At 44.1% G+C, this 19010-nt stretch carries 10 protein-coding genes; 8 read left to right on the top strand and 2 right to left on the bottom strand.

Annotated elements, in window-relative coordinates; genetic code table 11:
* Positions 1-328: 328 nt before the first annotated feature.
* Positions 329-1087: an SDR family NAD(P)-dependent oxidoreductase gene (locus NAF19_RS04090; protein ID WP_252788531.1), complete on the bottom strand. Its 759-nt coding sequence runs from the start codon at positions 1085-1087 to the stop codon at positions 329-331.
* A gap of 545 nt (positions 1088-1632) precedes the next feature.
* Between NAF19_RS04090 and NAF19_RS04095 the strand changes: the two genes are divergently transcribed.
* The 6 genes from NAF19_RS04095 to NAF19_RS04120 all read left to right on the top strand — a co-directional run bounded on the left by NAF19_RS04095 (position 1633) and on the right by NAF19_RS04120 (position 16529).
* Complete coding sequence (locus NAF19_RS04095; protein ID WP_252788532.1) at positions 1633-3261, top strand: C1 family peptidase; 1629 nt, start codon at positions 1633-1635, stop codon at positions 3259-3261.
* A gap of 137 nt (positions 3262-3398) precedes the next feature.
* Positions 3399-6608 carry a caspase family protein gene (locus tag NAF19_RS04100; RefSeq protein ID WP_252788533.1) on the top strand — a complete coding sequence of 1070 codons (3210 nt, stop codon included), beginning with the start codon at positions 3399-3401 and terminating at the stop codon, positions 6606-6608.
* 8 nt (positions 6609-6616) lie between these two features.
* Positions 6617-7591, top strand: coding sequence for a WD40 repeat domain-containing protein (locus NAF19_RS04105; RefSeq protein WP_252788534.1), 975 nt, complete (start codon positions 6617-6619; stop codon positions 7589-7591).
* On the top strand, positions 7588-9930 hold the full coding sequence (locus NAF19_RS04110; protein WP_252788535.1) for a caspase family protein: 2343 nt from the start codon (positions 7588-7590) through the stop codon (positions 9928-9930). Before NAF19_RS04105 ends, NAF19_RS04110 begins: the two co-directional genes overlap by 4 nt.
* Before the next feature lie 8 nt (positions 9931-9938).
* Complete coding sequence (locus tag NAF19_RS04115; RefSeq protein WP_252788536.1) at positions 9939-13277, top strand: caspase family protein; 3339 nt, start codon at positions 9939-9941, stop codon at positions 13275-13277.
* A 12-nt stretch (positions 13278-13289) separates the two neighbouring features.
* Positions 13290-16529, top strand: coding sequence for a caspase family protein (locus NAF19_RS04120; RefSeq protein ID WP_252788537.1), 3240 nt, complete (start codon positions 13290-13292; stop codon positions 16527-16529).
* A gap of 15 nt (positions 16530-16544) precedes the next feature.
* Here NAF19_RS04120 and NAF19_RS04125 read toward each other — a convergent pair whose 3' ends face one another.
* Positions 16545-17516, bottom strand: coding sequence for a YeiH family protein (locus NAF19_RS04125; protein ID WP_252788538.1), 972 nt, complete (start codon positions 17514-17516; stop codon positions 16545-16547).
* 294 nt (positions 17517-17810) lie between these two features.
* Here NAF19_RS04125 and NAF19_RS04130 point away from each other — a divergent pair, with 294 nt between their 5' ends.
* Both NAF19_RS04130 and NAF19_RS04135 read left to right on the top strand, forming a co-directional pair.
* Positions 17811-18500, top strand: coding sequence for a DUF2461 domain-containing protein (locus NAF19_RS04130; protein WP_252788539.1), 690 nt, complete (start codon positions 17811-17813; stop codon positions 18498-18500).
* A gap of 12 nt (positions 18501-18512) precedes the next feature.
* Positions 18513-18989: a DinB family protein gene (locus NAF19_RS04135; protein WP_252788540.1), complete on the top strand. Its 477-nt coding sequence runs from the start codon at positions 18513-18515 to the stop codon at positions 18987-18989.
* The last annotated feature ends 21 nt before the right edge of the window (positions 18990-19010 follow it).

The following is a 19010-nucleotide window of genomic DNA, read 5'->3' on the forward strand; positions in this document are numbered from 1 at the left end:
CGAGGTGTGGATTCCTTTTTTTATGCCTTATTTTTTTAGAATTAAAAGGTCGTCAACTTCGCTGTTCATTATTTATTACCCGATGGACAATTTGTTAGGCGGATATCAGTGCGGCTGCAAATTTCGTCATTAAAAACGATGAAATGCTGACACTGTTTTGTCAGCATTTTTAGAGTTTTTGATGGCGCTTTTTAATAAAAAACCGTCGTAATATCCCGGAAATGCACTTTTTACGAAAGTGTATTGAAATTTCCTGTTCCACCCTGTTCTATATGTTTCAGTGTGAACAGCAACGTTTTTTGGCAATTATCACTCACTATTCACCCCCTCACTGCAAAGTATAGCCCCCATCAAGCAGCAAATTAAGGCCGATTGCAAATGAGGCGCCATCCGAACAAAGCCAGATTACGCCCTGTGCCATTTCTTCGGGACTGGCCAGCCGCTGTATGGCATGTTTTTGGGCTATTTGCTTTAATTTTTCTTCGCCGCCATTTTTTATCATGGGTGTCAGTGTAAAACCGGGGCTTATTGAGTTTATGCGCAAATCGGTTGTTGCATACTCGAGCGCTGCGTTTTTAGTAAGCCCCAGCACGCCAAATTTTGAGGCTACATAAGCAGAATCGTTCATGTAAGCTACGGTGCTCAATACCGATGCACAGTTTACAATCGCCCCTTTTTGCTGCTTCAATATGTGAGGGATCTGGTATTTCATGCAAAGAAAAACGGCACGCAGGTTAATGGCAATCACCTTATCCCAATTATCAGTGGGGTAATCTTCAATTTTGGCAAAATCTCCACCTATGCCGGCATTATTGTAAGCATAATCGAGCCTGCCGAAAGCGGTAACAATCTCATCGATGGATGTTTTGATACTGTCTTCGCTAAGCATATCGCAATGCACGTATTTGGCGATGCCGCCCTTGTTTTCTATTTGGGCTACGAGCCTGTTGGCATCCGTATCATTGATATCTAAAATACCGACGCTTGCACCGGCTTCAATAAATTTCCAAACCGTTGCTTCGCCAATGCCCGATGCACCACCGGTAACAATTGCAACTTTGCCCTTTGCATTAAAAACACATTCCATAACGATAAAATTATAGCGAGGGTTTATTGTCGCCGTGCCGAATTTAAGATATATACGTCGAATATTTTTAACCCGGCCGGGGGGGCCTTTTGTGTTTTGCGTAAAAACCGTTTGTAACACGCCCGGCAAAACCCGGTGACCGGCTTACAGATATTCTCCAGCCATTTCCTCTCTCAATACTCCGAACCCAATAATTATTATTGCGGGTTAACACGCATATAAATATACCCCATTAACGGTATTGCCCAACTTTATGCCACGGATTAGCTTTGTATTATATAATGCGGCAAATCATTCCGGCATAAACAAATATTATATAATTATATTGTTTCATACAACACTTAGTATGAATGATATAAAAAATAATATTATTTTTAGATATTGATTTGATAAACGATAAAAAACGCATATAACCAGCTGTGTTTACAACATCCTGCCCCCTGTGGATGCGGTTTCGTTTATCAAACAATGTTCCCTTTTATAACCAGATACTGTTTTGCGCTGAGTGGCAGAAATATTAACAAAGTTTAAATAATCCCTATAAAATGAAAACTTACCTGTTTGCCCTTGCTTGCCTGTTTGCGGGCACTACACTTTTTGCCCAGGAACACCGAATGGGTGCAATATTCAACGCTGAAAGTATTGCGGCCGCGCCTCAAAAAGTCACATTATCATTCAGAAGCTTTCGCGGGCTTCCTGAAAGTGTAAGCCTCGAAAAGTATTGCCCAACTCCCGGCGACCAGGGCAATCACGGCACCTGCGTAGCTTTCACCAGTGCTTATGATATAGCCACCATATTATATGCAAAAACGCACAATATCACCGATAAGGCTTTAATTAATAAATACACTTTTTCGCCAACTTATATTTATGAACAGGTAAAAAGTGCCACCGATGCCGATTGCCAGGATGGCCTGGACGCCATAAAAGCTATTTTCTTTATGATAAAAACGGGCGATGCGCTGTTAAGCAAAGTGCCGTACCAATGCGGATTCCAACTAACAGATAATGTAAAATCGGAAGCGGCAAATTATAAGGTACAGGATGGCGCAATGTTGTTTGCCGCAGCCGGGATGATGCGCGAGGACAAATACATTCAGCCGGCTGATGTGATGATATCATCGGTAAAAAAGGCGCTGGCCGAGGGCTACCCGGTATCTGGCGGCTGGCATATACCTGAGTCGTTTTTCCGCATTAAGTCGGCAGTTTGGCACCCCGACCCGAATGAGGAATTGAAAGACTGGAAGCATAACGGCCACGCCATGGCCATAGTTGGTTATGACGACCATATTGAAGGCGGCGCATTCCGTATCATGAACAGTTGGGGCACCAAATGGGGCGATGGCGGTTTTGTTTGGATACGCTATTCCGATTTTCCGAACTGGTGCAAGCTTGCCGTGGAAGTATTTGGCGACCCCAATACCCTTGCGCCAGATGAAGCACCGAAACCCGTACCGCCAACTCCTACTCCTACTCCTACTCCTACTCCTACGCCTACGCCGCAGCCAACGCCAACGCCAAAACCCGAACCAAAACCTGTTCCGGTACCTGAATCGCCAACATTTGCACTGAGCGGCAACCTGGAGTTTAAACTAAACACCGGTGACGATATGCCTGTAAATAAAACATCTACCCGCAATTTAACAGTTGAGGATGATGCCAACGCTAAAGAAGATTTAGTGGCCTATACCATGGCAGGCAGCTACACCAGCGGCACCAAGTTCAGGTTTTATATGAATGTTGACAATGAGGCTTATGTATATGCCTTTGCCAGCGACTTAACGGGTAAAGTAAACCGCATTTTGCCTTTTGACGATATGATATCGACCCACGTTGGTGCGGGCAGTACTATCGCTTTTCCATCGGATACTAAAGTGATCCAGCTGGATGAGCAAAAGGGAGTGGATTACCTGCTGATATTGTACTCGGCCCAGAAACTGGATGCAACCGCCATTGCAGATAAAATGAACGGTATGAAGGGCAACCTGAGCACTAAAATAAAAACCGTGCTTGGCAATAAACTGATTGATAAAGCCAATATTCAATACGCCGGCGATAAGGTAGGTTTCAGCACCAAAAAATTATCTACCCGGAATTTAACAGTTACCGACGACGACAAACGGCCTACGACAGGAAGCGTAGTACCATTGATGGTTGAGATTAAACACCAGTAAAACAACTTCCACAATCGGCCCGTATCACGAAAAACGATAACCAAATGCTACTGCTGTGCCCGATGCTAATTTGTATCCAACTGCAGGTTAGCATTCGGCGGTAAGCGGTTATCAAATGGAGATCTTGAGTATAAAAAATGAAAAAAATAATCCTCTTAGTGTGCGCGGTACTTTTTTTCGTCTATGGCAGCTATGGGCAAACAGGTAACATTATTATTCCTAGCGGAAATTCATTGGTAATTAACAGGATTATACCTGACCGGCAAGGCAAATACCTGTATAGTACAGAGGATGAAAAGATAGTGATGTGGGATATTAAAACGCACGACCAATTATACACTTTTCCTGTAGGAAAAGGGGGGCTGCGAAGTTTCGTTATCAGCAACGATGGGACAAAAATAGTGGTGAACGGTTATACTATTTATTCCACCGTAACAGGTAAGCTGCTATTCAACCTAAAAATTTCAGGCACATACGTTGCATTTTCGCCCGATGACAGCAAACTGTACTCCATAAACTATAATGGGGAGATAAACGAATTGGATATAAAAAGCCTGCAAGTTGTGAAGGTGATTGATCCGCTCGATGACAGGACTGGTATCGATATAACCACAACGGGCAACCTGGTTATAACTAATAGAACAGGCTGGCAAGTATGGGACCCTGCACAAAAAAAAATGGTGCTCGATTATCGGCCTCCTGCCGGAATCGGCGCCTTTAATTATTTACCTAATATGGATGCTATGGTTACTTACGTAGTGAAGAACTATAGCCAGGTAAGCGCCGATATTTATGATGTGTACACTGGCAAGCTGTTAAAGTCGGTGCCGGGTAAGGGCTATGTGATACCTGCAGAAGGCCCGGGCAAGCAATTTGTCTTCAATCACACCATCTACGATGCATCATTTACGCCTGTCGGTCAGTTAAAAATCAACAGCAGGTATACCGTGTGCAGTTTTATACCTGCAAGCAATACGGTTTACGCGAGCGATATGGCTCAAATTTTTGATGTAAACACAAATGATAATCATGTTGGGCACTTGTTTAATAGAAAAGTAGCTGACCTGGGTATGAGTACCTTTAATTCGATGGAGTACAGTGACGCAACGGGCATACTGAACATTATGACCGACGACTCGGTATTTAAAAGCATTAACCTGGTGAAATTAATGCCCATAAGGCACAAAGTGCTCCCGGTTAGAACAGAAATGACCACATTTAGTGCAACAGGCGATACAGTTGCCGTGTTTGATGACCATAAAGGGTATATCAAAAACATAGTTACCGGTAAAATGCTGCAACCATTTATTAAGTTAACGAATGAAGCATCGAGCAATGAAAGGGCAAATTTCTTTTTTTCAAAAAATGGCGCTAATGTTTATTACACAACATTTTCGGTGCCGCGGCAACTAAACACCCTTTATCGCATAAATGTCAAAACGGGTATTAGTCAACCAGTATTTAACTTTAAAAGTACCGAAACCCCCTATTTGCATCCAGACAAGGATTTGCTTGCAGGGATGGAAAAAGGTTACCAATATAACCATGCTAAAGTGTGGAATATAAACACAGGCGCTATTTTGTTTGATAAAGACATCCCCGATGGTGAAACCACCGATTTTATTTCCATATCAGCTGATAAAAAAAATGTATTGCTGGTGCGTAATAACACCACCGAAAAATACAACCTTGCCGATGGCAGCCTGGAATCAAAGTCGGCAGCCTACCCTAAAATAAGGCCCTTTGGTGTTTACAGTTGCACACCGGACCTATCATTACTTTTTGCTTTAAATTACGACGGCGAAATGACGGCCTACGATATACAGGGCAAGCCGGTTTACACCAAACAAGCTCATTTATCGGCTATCCGTAAGGCATTATTTGCGCCTGATAGCAAAACCATGTATACGGTATCGTTAGACCACACAATTAAAGTTTGGCACCCACAAACCGGTAAGCTGTTAGGTACAATTTATCTGTTTAATGATGGCAACGATTTTGTTTTTATAGACCAATACGGCCGGTTTGAGGGAACTGATGCTGGCATTAAAAAGCTTTACTATTACAGCAACAGGCGCAAGGTCCCGCTGGATGTTGTTTACGAAAAATTTTATACCCCTAACCTTTATCAACGTTCGGTAAATGGCGAGCAGTTCGATCCTATTGATGTGGTCATTAATCCGTCGCCGTTGATAAAGATATCATACGCCCAGGTTACCCGTAATCTAAACGTGGTTGACGATAAGATACCTGCCTATCAAAACACCACTGGCATTGCAGACATTACTGTAAAAGCATCGGCCGAGAACGACAAAGTGGACGAGATTCGGCTGTTTCAAAATGGTAAAATCGTAAACATGGCAACACGCGGACTTTTTGTTACCGATAACACAACCGGCACCGATTCAAAAACATATACAATAAGCCTGCTGCCGGGTGTAAACAACATCCGCGCCGTAGCACTTAACGGGCAGCGAACTGAAAGCGAGCCTGACGAAATAATGGTAACCTACAATAGTGGCGCACAAGCAAATGCACCTGCGCCGGTTAATAAAAGCGGCGTCATCATAGATGTGGTTGATCGTAATGCCACCATGTACCTGGTAGTAGTGGGCATCAACGCCTACAAAAACCCTAAAATGAGGCTCAACTATGCATTAGCCGATGCTACTTCATTTAAGGATGTGGCCGAACAGGATGCAAAAACCATGATAACCGGTGTTAAAACCTATTTTGTTACCGATGATAAGGCCGACAAAAGCGGCATTTTAGCTGCCCTTGCCGAGGTGCAGAAAAATGCCAAACCACAGGATGTGTTTGTATTTTACTATGCAGGCCACGGTGTAATCAGCGATAAAAACAAAGAGTTTTACCTGGTGCCAAACGATGTTGCCGACCTGAATAATGTAGACGCAGCGTTGGCCCAACACGGCATTTCCTCAAAAATGCTGCAGCAATACGCTATTGATATAGCCGCCCAAAAACAAGTGTTTATACTGGATGCCTGCCAGAGCGCAGGGGCGTTTTCTACATTGTTAACAGATGATGCCGACCGTCAAAAAAGCATGGCCGTTGTAGCCCGCAGCACAGGAACGCACTGGATAGCCGCCAGCGGTAGTCAGCAATTTGCTAACGAGTTTTCGCAGCTGGGCCATGGGGCATTTACTTATGTACTGCTTAAGGCCATGAAGGGCGGGGCAGCCAGCAATAAAATGATAACCATTAATGGGCTTAAAAATTATTTGCAGGTACAGGTGCCCGATTTGATGAAGAAATATAACGGTACACCGCAATATCCATCGAGCTATGGTTTGGGTGATGATTTCCCGGTGGAGGTGATTAAATAAATAAGGCCATGAAAAAAATATTTTTGCTGATATTTTGTTTTTTAGGATTGAAAGGCTTTTCGCAAGGTCCCGTGCTTACGCTGCCGGCAGGGCACACTGGCGATATAAAGGCAACAATCGTGTCGCCGGACAATAAATATCTTATTTCATCGTCGGCTGATGCCACCACCAAAATCTGGGAGCTGGCCTCAGGTAAATTGATTTACAATTTCCCCAATAAAACAGCCGAAGGTAAGCCTTATTCGTTTAGCCAGTTTATCTTCAAAAACAACGGCACCGAGCTGCTCGCTATGGGCAGGGATGTTTTGATGGTTTTTGATTTCGATAAATTCAAGATCACTAAACAGGTTGCGCTTAAAGGATTTGTGTACGGAGCCTTGGCAACTAACGACCGCACTTTATATATCACGAACCAGCCTGAACAGTACAAGGCGGATGTGCTAAGTCTGGATATGCAGGATTTTTCGGTTAAAAAGCTATACGAGCTTTCGGCGCCGGATTATTATGATATTGAATTTGCGCGGATATCATTAAATAAACAGGAAGATAAACTACTTTGCTACACGCGCCTGAAAGGCTCGGTACTTATCGACACCGCGGGTAAAGAATTGGAAATATTTAACAGCGATGTAAAGATGTTAAGCTTCCTGCCTGATGGAACGATGATGGGCGTAAAGGAAAGCGGCGGCCGTAAGTATAATATACAGTTAATTGATGCCGGTACGAAACAGTTAAAATGGGAAACTAACATTGAATTTAAAAGCATTTTTAGCTTTTATTATAATTTCCAAGCCATACAATTCGATAAAAAAACAGGACTGTGCTTGTTGCAATCGCGTAAGGATTTTGCTGTGTTTGATTATGTAAACCATACAGCCCCCAATTTGTATACAGTACCCCAGGGCGAAGCTAACAGTACCTTTTTACAGCTAAACCTGGAGAGTATATTATCGGAACAAACAAGCAGGGCAAGGTTGGCGTGAGCCTGTACGCCTTTAATACAACCAACAACCTCACCGGGAATAATTTTGGCGATGCACTGTTGTCTGTTCAATCATTAAAAATACCGGCATTGGCCAGTACTATATTGCTAGGCGGCGATAAAATAAATTTTAAGCAGCTTAATATAACCCGCAACGGATTTTCGGTCGATAACCTGCGCCACAACTATGGCAGCAATATAATAGGTATTTCGCCCGACGGTAAAACCGGCGTAAACGCGTCGGCATATTTTGTAAACTTGTACAACGCAGAAGCACCAGGCGACGATTACGACGAAATTAAAACTCCACAAAAAGACAAAGACATTCCTGTGGATATTGTTTTTTCGAAAGATGGGAAGCTGTTGGCCTCGGCGGGCGGAACAGCGGTTATAATAATTGATGTAGTAACTCAAAAAGTACTTAAAACTATTGCAACAGGCAATTACGCGGTAACGGGCACTGCCGGGATAGGCGCGTTTTCGCCCGATAACAAAATGTATGTAGCTTTTGGTATCAGGCAGGAAAAGCCTTCGCGTTTTATGGCCTGTTTTAATATTGCTTCGGGTGTTAAACTTTGGGAACGCGGAGGAGAAGATTATACATTCAAATTCACCGCCGACAACAAGGTGGTCTTTTGTATCGACCGCTATAATAAAAAAGCGTTGTGGTTAAACGCTAATACCGGCGAGCTTATCGCCGAAAAAGCTTTTGGCGACAACACCATCTACAACGCAATAGTTACCGATGACCTGAAATTTGCGTTGCTTAATATGGACAACACTATTGAAGTATGGGACCTGAATACTTTTACCAAAACCGGCGAATTGGGTGGACATAATGCATTTGTTAGCTATAGTACCTTCATGAATGACGAAAAGTACCTGGTATCAGCATCGTGGGATAATACCATCAGGATATGGGATTGGAAAAACCATAGGGAGCTGATAAAGCTGGTGCTGTTTGATGAAAATGAAGAATGGGTGGCCTTTATGCCCGATGGCAGGTTTGATGCATCGGCAAATGTGCTGAAGAAAATGTATTACACCCGGGGGAAGGAAATTATCCCGCTCGAGGGCCTATACGAGCAGTTTTTCACCCCCTTGCTTATCAATCGGGTTCTTAATGGTGAGCAGTTTGCGCCGCTGCCGGTTGACATTAATAACCTTAAAATGGTGCCAAAGGTAAAAATGACGTACGAGGCCGGGCAGCGCAACCTGGTGGTAAGCAATGATATTCCCACCTTTAATAACACAACCGGTGTAGCGGAAATTACTGTTACAGCAACATCGCCCGACGATGCCATTGATGAAATAAGAGTTTTTCACAATGGTAAAATTGTAACGCTTACCTCCCGGAATCTGATAGTAACAAATGACAGCAAGGCAAGCACGGTTACAAAAAAATACACCATCAACCTGCTGCCGGGCAAGAACAACGTCCGTGCTTTGGCGCTAAACACGCAGCGGACAGAGAGCACGCCCGATGAATTAGCTGTAATTTATACCGGGGGTAATGCAGCAGTCGCTCCGGCCCCGGTTAGTACAAACGCAGGCGGCATAATTGCTGCTATCGATAAAAATGCAACGCTGAACCTGGTGGTGGTTGGCATCAATCAATATAAAAATCCAAAAATGGCGCTCAATTATGCGCTGGCCGATGCCACGGCTTTTAAGGATGAAGCTGAACGTGATGCCCGCACAATGGTAACCAGCGTTAAAACCTACCTGGTAACCGATGACAAAGCCGACAAAGCCGGTATTATAGCTGCCCTTACCGATGTTCAAAAAAACGCCAGGCCGCAGGATGTGTTCGTCTTCTATTATGCAGGCCACGGGGTTATCAGCGAAAAAAACAAAGAATTTTACCTGGTGCCCAATGACGTAACCGATTTAAAAAATGTTGACGAAGCATTGGAACTGCACGGCATACCCTCAAAAATGCTGCAGCAATATGCTATTAACATAGCCGCCCAAAAACAGGTATTTATCCTGGATGCCTGCCAAAGCGCTGGCGCCTTCGCTACCCTGATGACCAATGATGCCAACCGCCAGAAAAGCTTTGCCGTTGTAGCGCGTAGCACTGGTACACATTGGATAGCGGCCAGCGGCAGCCAGCAGTTTGCCAACGAGTTTGCCCAGCTTGGTCACGGCGCATTTACCTATGTGTTGCTAAAAGCCATGAAAGGAGAAGCGGCAAGCAACAAAATGGTGACCATAAATGGCCTTAAAAATTATTTGCAGGTACAGGTGCCTGATTTGATGAAGAAATATAACGGTACACCGCAATATCCATCGAGCTATGGTTTGGGTGATGATTTCCCGGTGGAGGTGATTAAATAAATAAGGCCATGAAAAAAATATTTTTGCTGATATTTTGTTTTTTAGGATTGAAAGGCTTTTCGCAAGGCCCCGTGCTTACTTTACCCGCCGGGCACACTGCCCACATCGCTTCAACAATTGTATCGCCGGATAATAAATACCTTATTTCTTCGTCCGACGATAATACCACTAAGATTTGGGAGATGGCCTCGGGCAAACTGCTTTATAATTTCCCGGATAAAACAGCGGCCGGGGGGCCTTATATGTTTAACCAGTTTATTTTTAAAAGCAACGGCACCGAATTGATAGCATTAGGCAGGGATGTATTAATGATCTTTGATTTCGGCAAATTCAAAATAACCAAACAAGTTGCATTGAAAGGTTTTGTATCCGCAGCACTGGCGGCTAACGACCGGACACTGTACATATCAACCCGGCCGGAAAATTACAAGGCAACTATCATTAGCATGGACCTGCAGGATTTTTCGGTTAAAAAGCTGTATACACAGTCGTCTGCTGATAATTATTATTTTGCCATTTACAGGATATCATTAAATAAACAACAGAACAAACTGCTCTGTTTTAACGGTCGTCAAGAATCGGCGCTGATTGATACCGCCGGTAATGAATTAGAGAAATTTAACACTGATGTAAAGATGTTGTGTTTCCTTCCCAATGGTGAAATGATGGGCATAAAGGAATTGGAAAAATATAGTCGTAATTATACCATACGCCTAATTAATGCAGATACAAAACAAGTAAGCTGGGAAACAAACATTACGTTTCAGGGCACTTTTACTTATGAATATAACTTTCAAACAATACAGTTTGACAAAAAATCCGGGCAGTGTTTGTTAGCATCTGGCGAAGATTTTGCGGTTTTTGATTATATAAATCACACGGTGCCAAATTTATACCCCGTGCCTGTTGGCAAAGCTCGCAGTATGTGTTTTACGCCGAAGCCTGGAGTTTTTATTATTGGAACACAGTCATTTGCCGAGGGTGGAGTTAAGCTGTACCCCATTAATACAAACAATAATTTAGCCGGTGATAATTTTGGCGATGCGCTGATGTATGTTGGATCATTAAAATCAAGCGCATTGGCCAGTACCATATTACTTGGCGGCATTTATAAAACTTTTAAGCAGCTGAGCATAACCCGCAACGGCTTTAGGGCTCATAACTTGTCGTTTAATAAGCCCGGGCCCTTCATGACTATACCTGATCTCATCGGTATTTCCCCCGATGGAAAAACGGGGGTAAATGCAACTGTAAATTCTGTTAATCTTTATAACACGGAAGCCCCTGGCGAAAAATATGACGCAATTGACACTCCGCAAACATCCAGCCCCCAGGAAATTGTTTTTTCGAACGATGGAACGTTGCTGGCCACCATTGGAGGCGCAGAGGTTAGAATAATTGATATAAAAAGCAAAAAGGTGCTTAAAAAAATTCCCACCGGGGATGATTATTTGTTTCAGGGAAAAACAGGTACCGGTGCATTTTCGCCGGATAACAAAACGTTTATCGCTTTTAGTATCAGGAAGGGTGAGCCCATTGGTTATATGGCCTGTTTTAATGTTACGACAGGTGCAAAGCTTTGGGAGCGACAAGGGGGGGATTACTCCTTCAACTTCAGCAGGGATAACGCGGTGGTTTTTTGTATTGACCATTACCAGAATAAGGCAATGTGGCTAAATGTAAGTGACGGTGCGCCTATTAAACTAAAAGTTTTTGGTGACGGCAAGCAGATAAGCAACGCGGTGGTTACCAGCGACCTGAAATATGCCTTGCTAAACGTTGGCAGCAAAATTGAAATTTGGGACCTGGCTACTTTTACTAAAACCGGCGAACTGACCGGTCACCCCAATAATGTGAGCTATAGCGCATTTATGAGTAACGAAAAATACCTTATATCTTCTTCGGCTGATAATACCATAAGGATATGGGATTGGAAAAACCAAAAAGAGCTGCTGAAACTGGTATTGTTTGATGACAATGAAGAATGGGCGGCTTTTACCCCCGATGGCAGATTTGATGCTACACCCACTATGCTGAAGAAAATGTATTACACCCAGGGGAAGGAAATTATACCACTCGAGGGACTGTACGAGCAATTTTTTACCCCCTTGCTTATCAACAGGGTTCTTAATGGTGAGCGGTTTGCGCCGCTGCCGGTTGACATTAATAACCTTAAAAGGGTGCCAACAGTAAAAATGACCTACGAGGCCGGGCAGCGCAACCTTGTTGTAAGCAATGATATCCCCACCTTTAATAACACAACCGGTGTAGCGGAAATTAGTGTTACAGCAACATCGCCCGACGATGCCATTGATGAAATTAGGGTTTTTCACAATGGTAAAATTGTAACGCTTACCTCCCGGAATCTGATAGTAACAAATGACAGCAAGGCAAGCACAGTTACAAAAAAATACACCATCAACCTGCTGCCCGGCCAGAACAACGTCCGTGCTTTGGCGCTAAACACGCAGCGCACAGAAAGCGCGCCCGATGAATTGGCTGTAATTTATAAAGGGGGCAATGCAGCAGTCGCCCCGGCCCCGGTTAGTACAAACGCTGGCGGCATAATTGCTGCTATCGATAAAAATGCAACGCTGCACCTGGTGGTGGTTGGCATAAACGCCTATAAAAACCCCAAAATGAGCCTCAATTATGCATTAGCCGACGCGACCGCATTTAAGGATGAAGCCGAGCGCGATGCACATACGATGATAACCAACGTAAAAACATATTTTGTTACTGATGATAAAGCGGATAAAAGCGGCATTTTGGCCGCCCTTACCGAAGTGCAAAAAAATGCCAAACCGCAGGATGTATTCGTGTTTTACTATGCCGGACACGGGGTTATCAGCGAAAAAAATAAGGAGTTTTACCTGGTACCGAATGATGTTACCGATCTAAAAAATGTTGACGAGGCGCTTGAACTGCACGGCATACCTTCAAAAATGCTGCAGCAATATGCTATTAACATAGCCGCCCAAAAACAGGTATTTATACTAGATGCCTGCCAAAGCGCCGGGGCCTTCGCCACGCTGATGACCAATGATGCCAACCGCCAGAAAAGCTTTGCCGTTGTAGCGCGAAGCACGGGCACGCATTGGATAGCCGCCAGCGGCAGCCAGCAGTTTGCCAACGAGTTTGCCCAGCTTGGTCACGGCGCATTTACCTATGTGTTGCTAAAAGCCATGAAGGGCGAAGCGGCCAGCAATAACATGGTGACCATAAACGGTTTGAAAAATTACCTGCAGGTGCAGGTTCCCGATTTAATGAAGAAATATAACGGCACGCCGCAATACCCTTCGAGTTATGGTTTGGGCAACGATTTTCCGGTAGAGGTAATGCAATAAATATCAAACAAGATGAAACTAATATTTACTTTTTTTCTGGCGGTTATTTTTACTGATTGCGTTGCCCAAAAGCTGGAGCTGCGTATCCCCATTGCCCACACCGGGTATGTGCAGGCGGCAGCCATATCGCCCGACGATAAATATATCGCCACCGGTGCATCGGATAAATCGGTGAAAATTTGGAGTATAGCCAACGGCATGCAATTAAAAACATTGCAGCTAACCGACGATGTGCAGGGCCAGCTAAAGTTTATGGCAGATAAACGGCACCTTACCGTACGCATGGAAAGCGGATGGGAATACTGGGACATGCTTAACGGGAAAATGGAATATGAGTTTTTGAGGGCCAAAATGAAAGGCGACTATAAAATAGGCATCATTATATCCGCCGACGGAACCATGGCTGCCGTAGTTAGCGCCGGAACTATTATGATACGCAATACCGCAGACGGAACACTTTTGAAAACCATTAATTGGAAAGCGCCTGACCCGGAAGGCTCGTTTAACATCAACAATATCAAATTCAACAAAAAATATATTGCGATTGTAGAAGGCGGTAAGCTAATGGCTTATAATATAGACAATAGTGCTGCCCTGCAATTTGAACAACCCGACGCCCAGCCCGACCAAATTGGCCTTGCGCCAGACAATAACGAGCTTTATGTTAACGGCAAAACCAAACTTTACAAAGTAAACCTTGATACCCGTGTGGTAACGGTGCTAGAGGAAAAAACCATAACTGTAGATGCTGTTAGCTTTTCGAACAATGGCAAATATGTATTGATGTCGCCCCGCCGGGTGATTGACAGGGCAACTAACCAGGAACTGCATTACTTTTTTGAAATGGACTACAATGTTGTGGTAGCTGCCAGCGAACAATACTTCGTGTTTTTCGACCGCGAAAGCAGTAATGGGCACCTATATGCGATGGATAGTTTTGAAAAGCTACGGGATTTTAAAAATGAAACTGCGCGACTACAGCTGATGACTGTAAACACCAAAACAAATCAGCTTATTTTTACTACCGCAGCAAACGAAGCACGCTTTTGGAATCTCGGCAGCTACAAGTTTGAAAAAACAGTTCCTTTTGCCACCAAAGAAGGCGCAAACCGCTATAGTTCGGCCTTTGGCGACCAGGGCGATTATTACCTGTCAGGCAATTTTTCGCGGCAAACGATTGTTAATATTAACACGGGCCGCGTGTTGACTACCTCTGATAAGGGCGTAAAAAGCATATCGCCAGATGGCACCATAGGCTTTATAGAAAAAGCCGGCGCCGGCAATATAATTAATTTAAGCAGCGGGGCCGTAATTAAAACTATCAGCCTAACCTATCCAAGATATTTTGCATCGCCTGATAACCAAACAGTTGTTTACCAGCACTACCCTGATGCGCGGGTTAACATTTATAACTATCGAACAAATACGGAGCTAACTGCAGAGGTGCAGGTTGGCGACTACCCAATTTTTAACAGCGCCGGCAATAAGCTGTATAGCGTAGATGTTTTACACGACCAGGGGCCGCAATCGCCAAGCTTAATAACCACCTCGGTAAGCACCGGCCGGCAGCTTGCAAAAATACCGCTGCTTGAAATTAACAGCATGAGGGTAAACAAATTTGCCATTTCGCCCGATGAAAAATACGTCACAGTATCGTATCGTAACCGTGGCGACTACTACATGAGCAAAAATAATATGCTGATTGTTTATGAATTTGCCACCGGGAAAGAAGTTAGCCGCGCCGGGGACATTTTGGGCGCCGATGAAATATCGTTTTTAGGGAACAATTACCTGGTAGCCTTAATGAGCGAGATAACCAACATGGTACAGGTATACGACGGATTAACGGCTAAACACGTGGTCGACCTTGCCCATTTTAAAGGCCTTAACGATTGGATAGCTGTTACCCCCGACGGCTTGTACGACGGCAATATGGAGAGCCTCAAAAAATTTTACTTTGTGCGCGGCAACGAGTTTGTTGACCCCGGCGCTTATTTCGAAAAGTTTTATACGCCTAACCTGTTTGCCCGTATAGTTGCCGGCGAAAAATTTGCTCCCGTGGATGTAAATATCAAAGCGGTGCCGAAAGTAAAGATTAGCTACAAACAGGTTTACCGCAATTTAAACGTGGTTGATGATAAAGTGCCAACCTATAACAATACCACCGGCATTGCCGAGATTACCGTAAATGCATCTGCAGAAAATGATAAAGTTGATGAGATACGCCTGTTTCATAATGGTAAAATTGTAAACCTTGCCACCCGCGGATTGTTTGTTACTGATAATTCCACTGGCACCGATAGCAAAAAATATACGTTAAACTTATTGCCGGGGGTAAACAATATCCGCGCAGTTGCGCTTAACAGCCAGCGCACAGAGAGCGCGCCAGACGAGATATCCGTACGTTACGACAACGGCACAACGCAGGCCAACATACCAGCCAGTCCTGCGGCAAATAATTTAAACACTTTTATTGCCGGGATTGATAAGGACGCCACTGTGCATTTAATTGTGGTTGGCATCAATCAATATAAAAACCCAAAAATGAGCCTCAACTACGCCCTGGCCGATGCAACAGCATTTAAAGAAGAGGCCGAACGCGATGCAGCCACGTTTACGGCCAATATTAAAACTTATTTTATTACTGATGACAAGGCGGACAAAGCCGGTATTTTACAGGCATTTAAAACGGTGCAGCAAAACGCCAAACCACAGGATGTATTAATATTTTACTACGCTGGCCACGGAGTTATCAGCGATAAAAATAAAGAGTTTTACCTGGTACCGACCGATGTTGCGGACTTAAAAAATGTAGATGAAGCATTGGCGGAGCATGGCATCCCATCCAAATTATTGCAGCAATATGCCATCGATATAACCGCACAGAAACAGGTATTTATTCTGGACGCCTGCCAAAGCGCCGGCGCATTTGCCTCGCTAATGAGCAACGATGCCGGCAAGCTGAAAAGCCTGGCGTTGGTTGCCCGCAGTACGGGTACGCATTGGATAGCAGCCAGTGGTAGCCAACAGTTTGCCAACGAGTTTTCGCAATTGGGGCATGGGGCGTTTACGTATGTACTGTTAAAAGCCATGAAGGGCGAGGCCACCAGCAACAAGATGGTTACGGTAAATGGCCTCAAAACCTATTTACAAATTCAGGTTCCCGATTTAATGAAGAAATATAATGGCACGCCGCAGTATCCGGCCAGCTATGGTTTTGGGAGCGATTTCCCGGTGCAGATTGTGAAATAAGCTTTAATTGCTTTTTTACGCCAGGTGCATAACTGCATACAAAGCCGTAGCCGAAATAGCAATCCATAATACTACTCCTTGCAAAAAAGGTTTAAAGCCCACAGCCCCTAATACAGTTCGTGATAAGCCTGCGCCAATTAAAAACAATGTCAGCGTTAAGCCCGCTTTTGCAATCGCAATAAAATAAGGGCTTACAGCCGAGATTTTCGGGAGGTAAGTATTGGCTATCATCGCCAAAATATACAGCCCTATAAAGTAGGGGATTTTTATTTTTTTAGACTGATTTTTGAACAGCCCAGCTGCGATAAAAGTTACAGGGATTATCCATAGCGCCCGGGCCAGTTTAACGGTGGTGGCAACTTCCAGCGCATGGGCGCCATACTTGCCTGCCGCACCAACAACCGAACTGGTATCGTGTATGGCAATGGCGCACCAGAGACCGAACTGTGTTTGCGACAGGTTAAAGTAATGCCCGATAACAGGGAACGCGAACAGCGCGATAGAATTAAGTACAAACACACAGCCTAAGGTAACCGATATTTGTTTTTCTTCGGCCTTTATTACAGGTGAAATGGCCGCAATAGCGCTGCCGCCGCAAATAGCTGTCCCAGACGAAATAAGGAACGAGGTTTTCTTATCGATGTTTAGCCATTTGCCCATAAAGTAACCAAATACCAAAGTGGCTGCTATTGAGGCTACAGTAAATAAAATACCCTGTTTACCTGCCTGCAGAGCGCTGTGAACGTTCATGCCAAAGCCCAGGCCAACAACCGATACCTGGAGCAGTATATGAGTAGCTTTATGATTAAGGTGCAGGTATGGATGCCCAATTAATTGCGCTATTACCAGACCGGCCAGAAGGGCTAATGCCGGGCTGGCAAAGGGCGTGAGGCAAAAAGACACGCAGATAATAAATATCGCCTTTTTTGTATAAGCGTTGATGTTAATTAGAGACCGGGAGTTTGCAGCCGGTTGTAGTACTTGCATAACTATAAATTATTTATTGATGCAAGTATCGGTAGCATTCTAATGTATTTTATATCATAAAGTGGAATACTCGATAACTTAAAGTAATGACAAACCGTGCTCTGTATGTGCTTCATCACTCATTTGGAATGAAAAAAGTGGTTTTTCGGCACATTTTCGATATAAGTAATACTTGTGTAATGATTTACTAAACAAGCTTCGATTACATTGACAGCCGTTAGATTTGAAAAACACAACCAACCAATGAAAGCCGGGGATTTAGGTAACCACCCCTGCTTTATGAAGGACTAAAAAATGGCTAAAGTAAAATTTCCGGCATCGGCCTTTAAATTTATTAACGAATTAAAAGCAAATAACGACCGCAATTGGTTTGCGGCTAATAAACCTACATATCTAGAAGAGCAGGCCCGGGTAGCTGCTTTTGCCGACCGCATGCTGCACGAGCTAAACCTGCACGATGTTATTGAAACTGCCGGCGGGGCAAAAAGCATGTACCGCATTTACCGCGATGTTCGTTTCTCTAAGGATAAAACCCCTTTCAGCACTTATTGGGGCGGGCGTTTTAAACGGGCGGGCAAGCAAAGACGCGGGGGATATTATTACCATTTTGAACCCGGCGATAAAAGCTTTGTAATGGCCGGTTTTTGGGGACCAAACACGCAGGATATCAAATTAGTGCGTGATGATATTGGATTTGATCCGGCACCATTGCGGGCCATTCTTAGTAACGAAACTTTTGTAAACACTTTTGGTGCTCTGCAGGGTGAACAATTAAAAACACAACCTAAGGGTTATGACGGCTCGCACGAGGCCGTCGACTTGCTGCGCTTTAAACAATACCTGGTAATGCGCCGGTTTACCGACAAAGAAGTTTTGAGCGATAATTTTATCGATTTGATAAACCAGGCTTTTAAAAATACGCGGCCTTTTCTCGATTACATGAGCGAAGTGCTAATGACTGATATCAACGGAATATTAATCTGAATTATAAAACACATGTCTGAAAAATTGATTATCACCCAATGCCTTGCGGCCTGGGAACAGCGCATTGCGCAGGCCACCAAATTATTTGATTCGCTAAGCGATTGGGCAATGGACGAGGAGATTGCTCCCGGCCGCAATAAAGTTGTGTATGTAATAGGCCATTTATTGGCTGTGCACGACAGGATGGTGGAAGCCCTGGAACTGGGCAAACGCTCGCATGCCGACCTTGATCATCTTTTCATCGACGCCCAGCAGCCTAACGCTGTTTATCCTGAAACCGGATGGTTAAAGGAGAGCTGGGATAAGCTGCACCAATTCCTCAATGAAAAATTCAACAAAATGACGGTTGAAGATTGGCTTTCCAGGCATACGTATGTTACAGCGGAAGAATTTGCAACCCAGCCCGAAAGAAACAAATTGAATTTATTGATAAGCCGCACCAACCATTTAAGCTCGCATAACGGGCAATTGTTATTGGTGAAAAAGTAGGGGTGAGTAGATAAAAAGCCC

Source organism: Mucilaginibacter flavidus (assembly GCF_024055575.1).
In the GTDB taxonomy this organism is placed as follows: Bacteria; Bacteroidota; Bacteroidia; order Sphingobacteriales; family Sphingobacteriaceae; genus Mucilaginibacter; species Mucilaginibacter flavidus.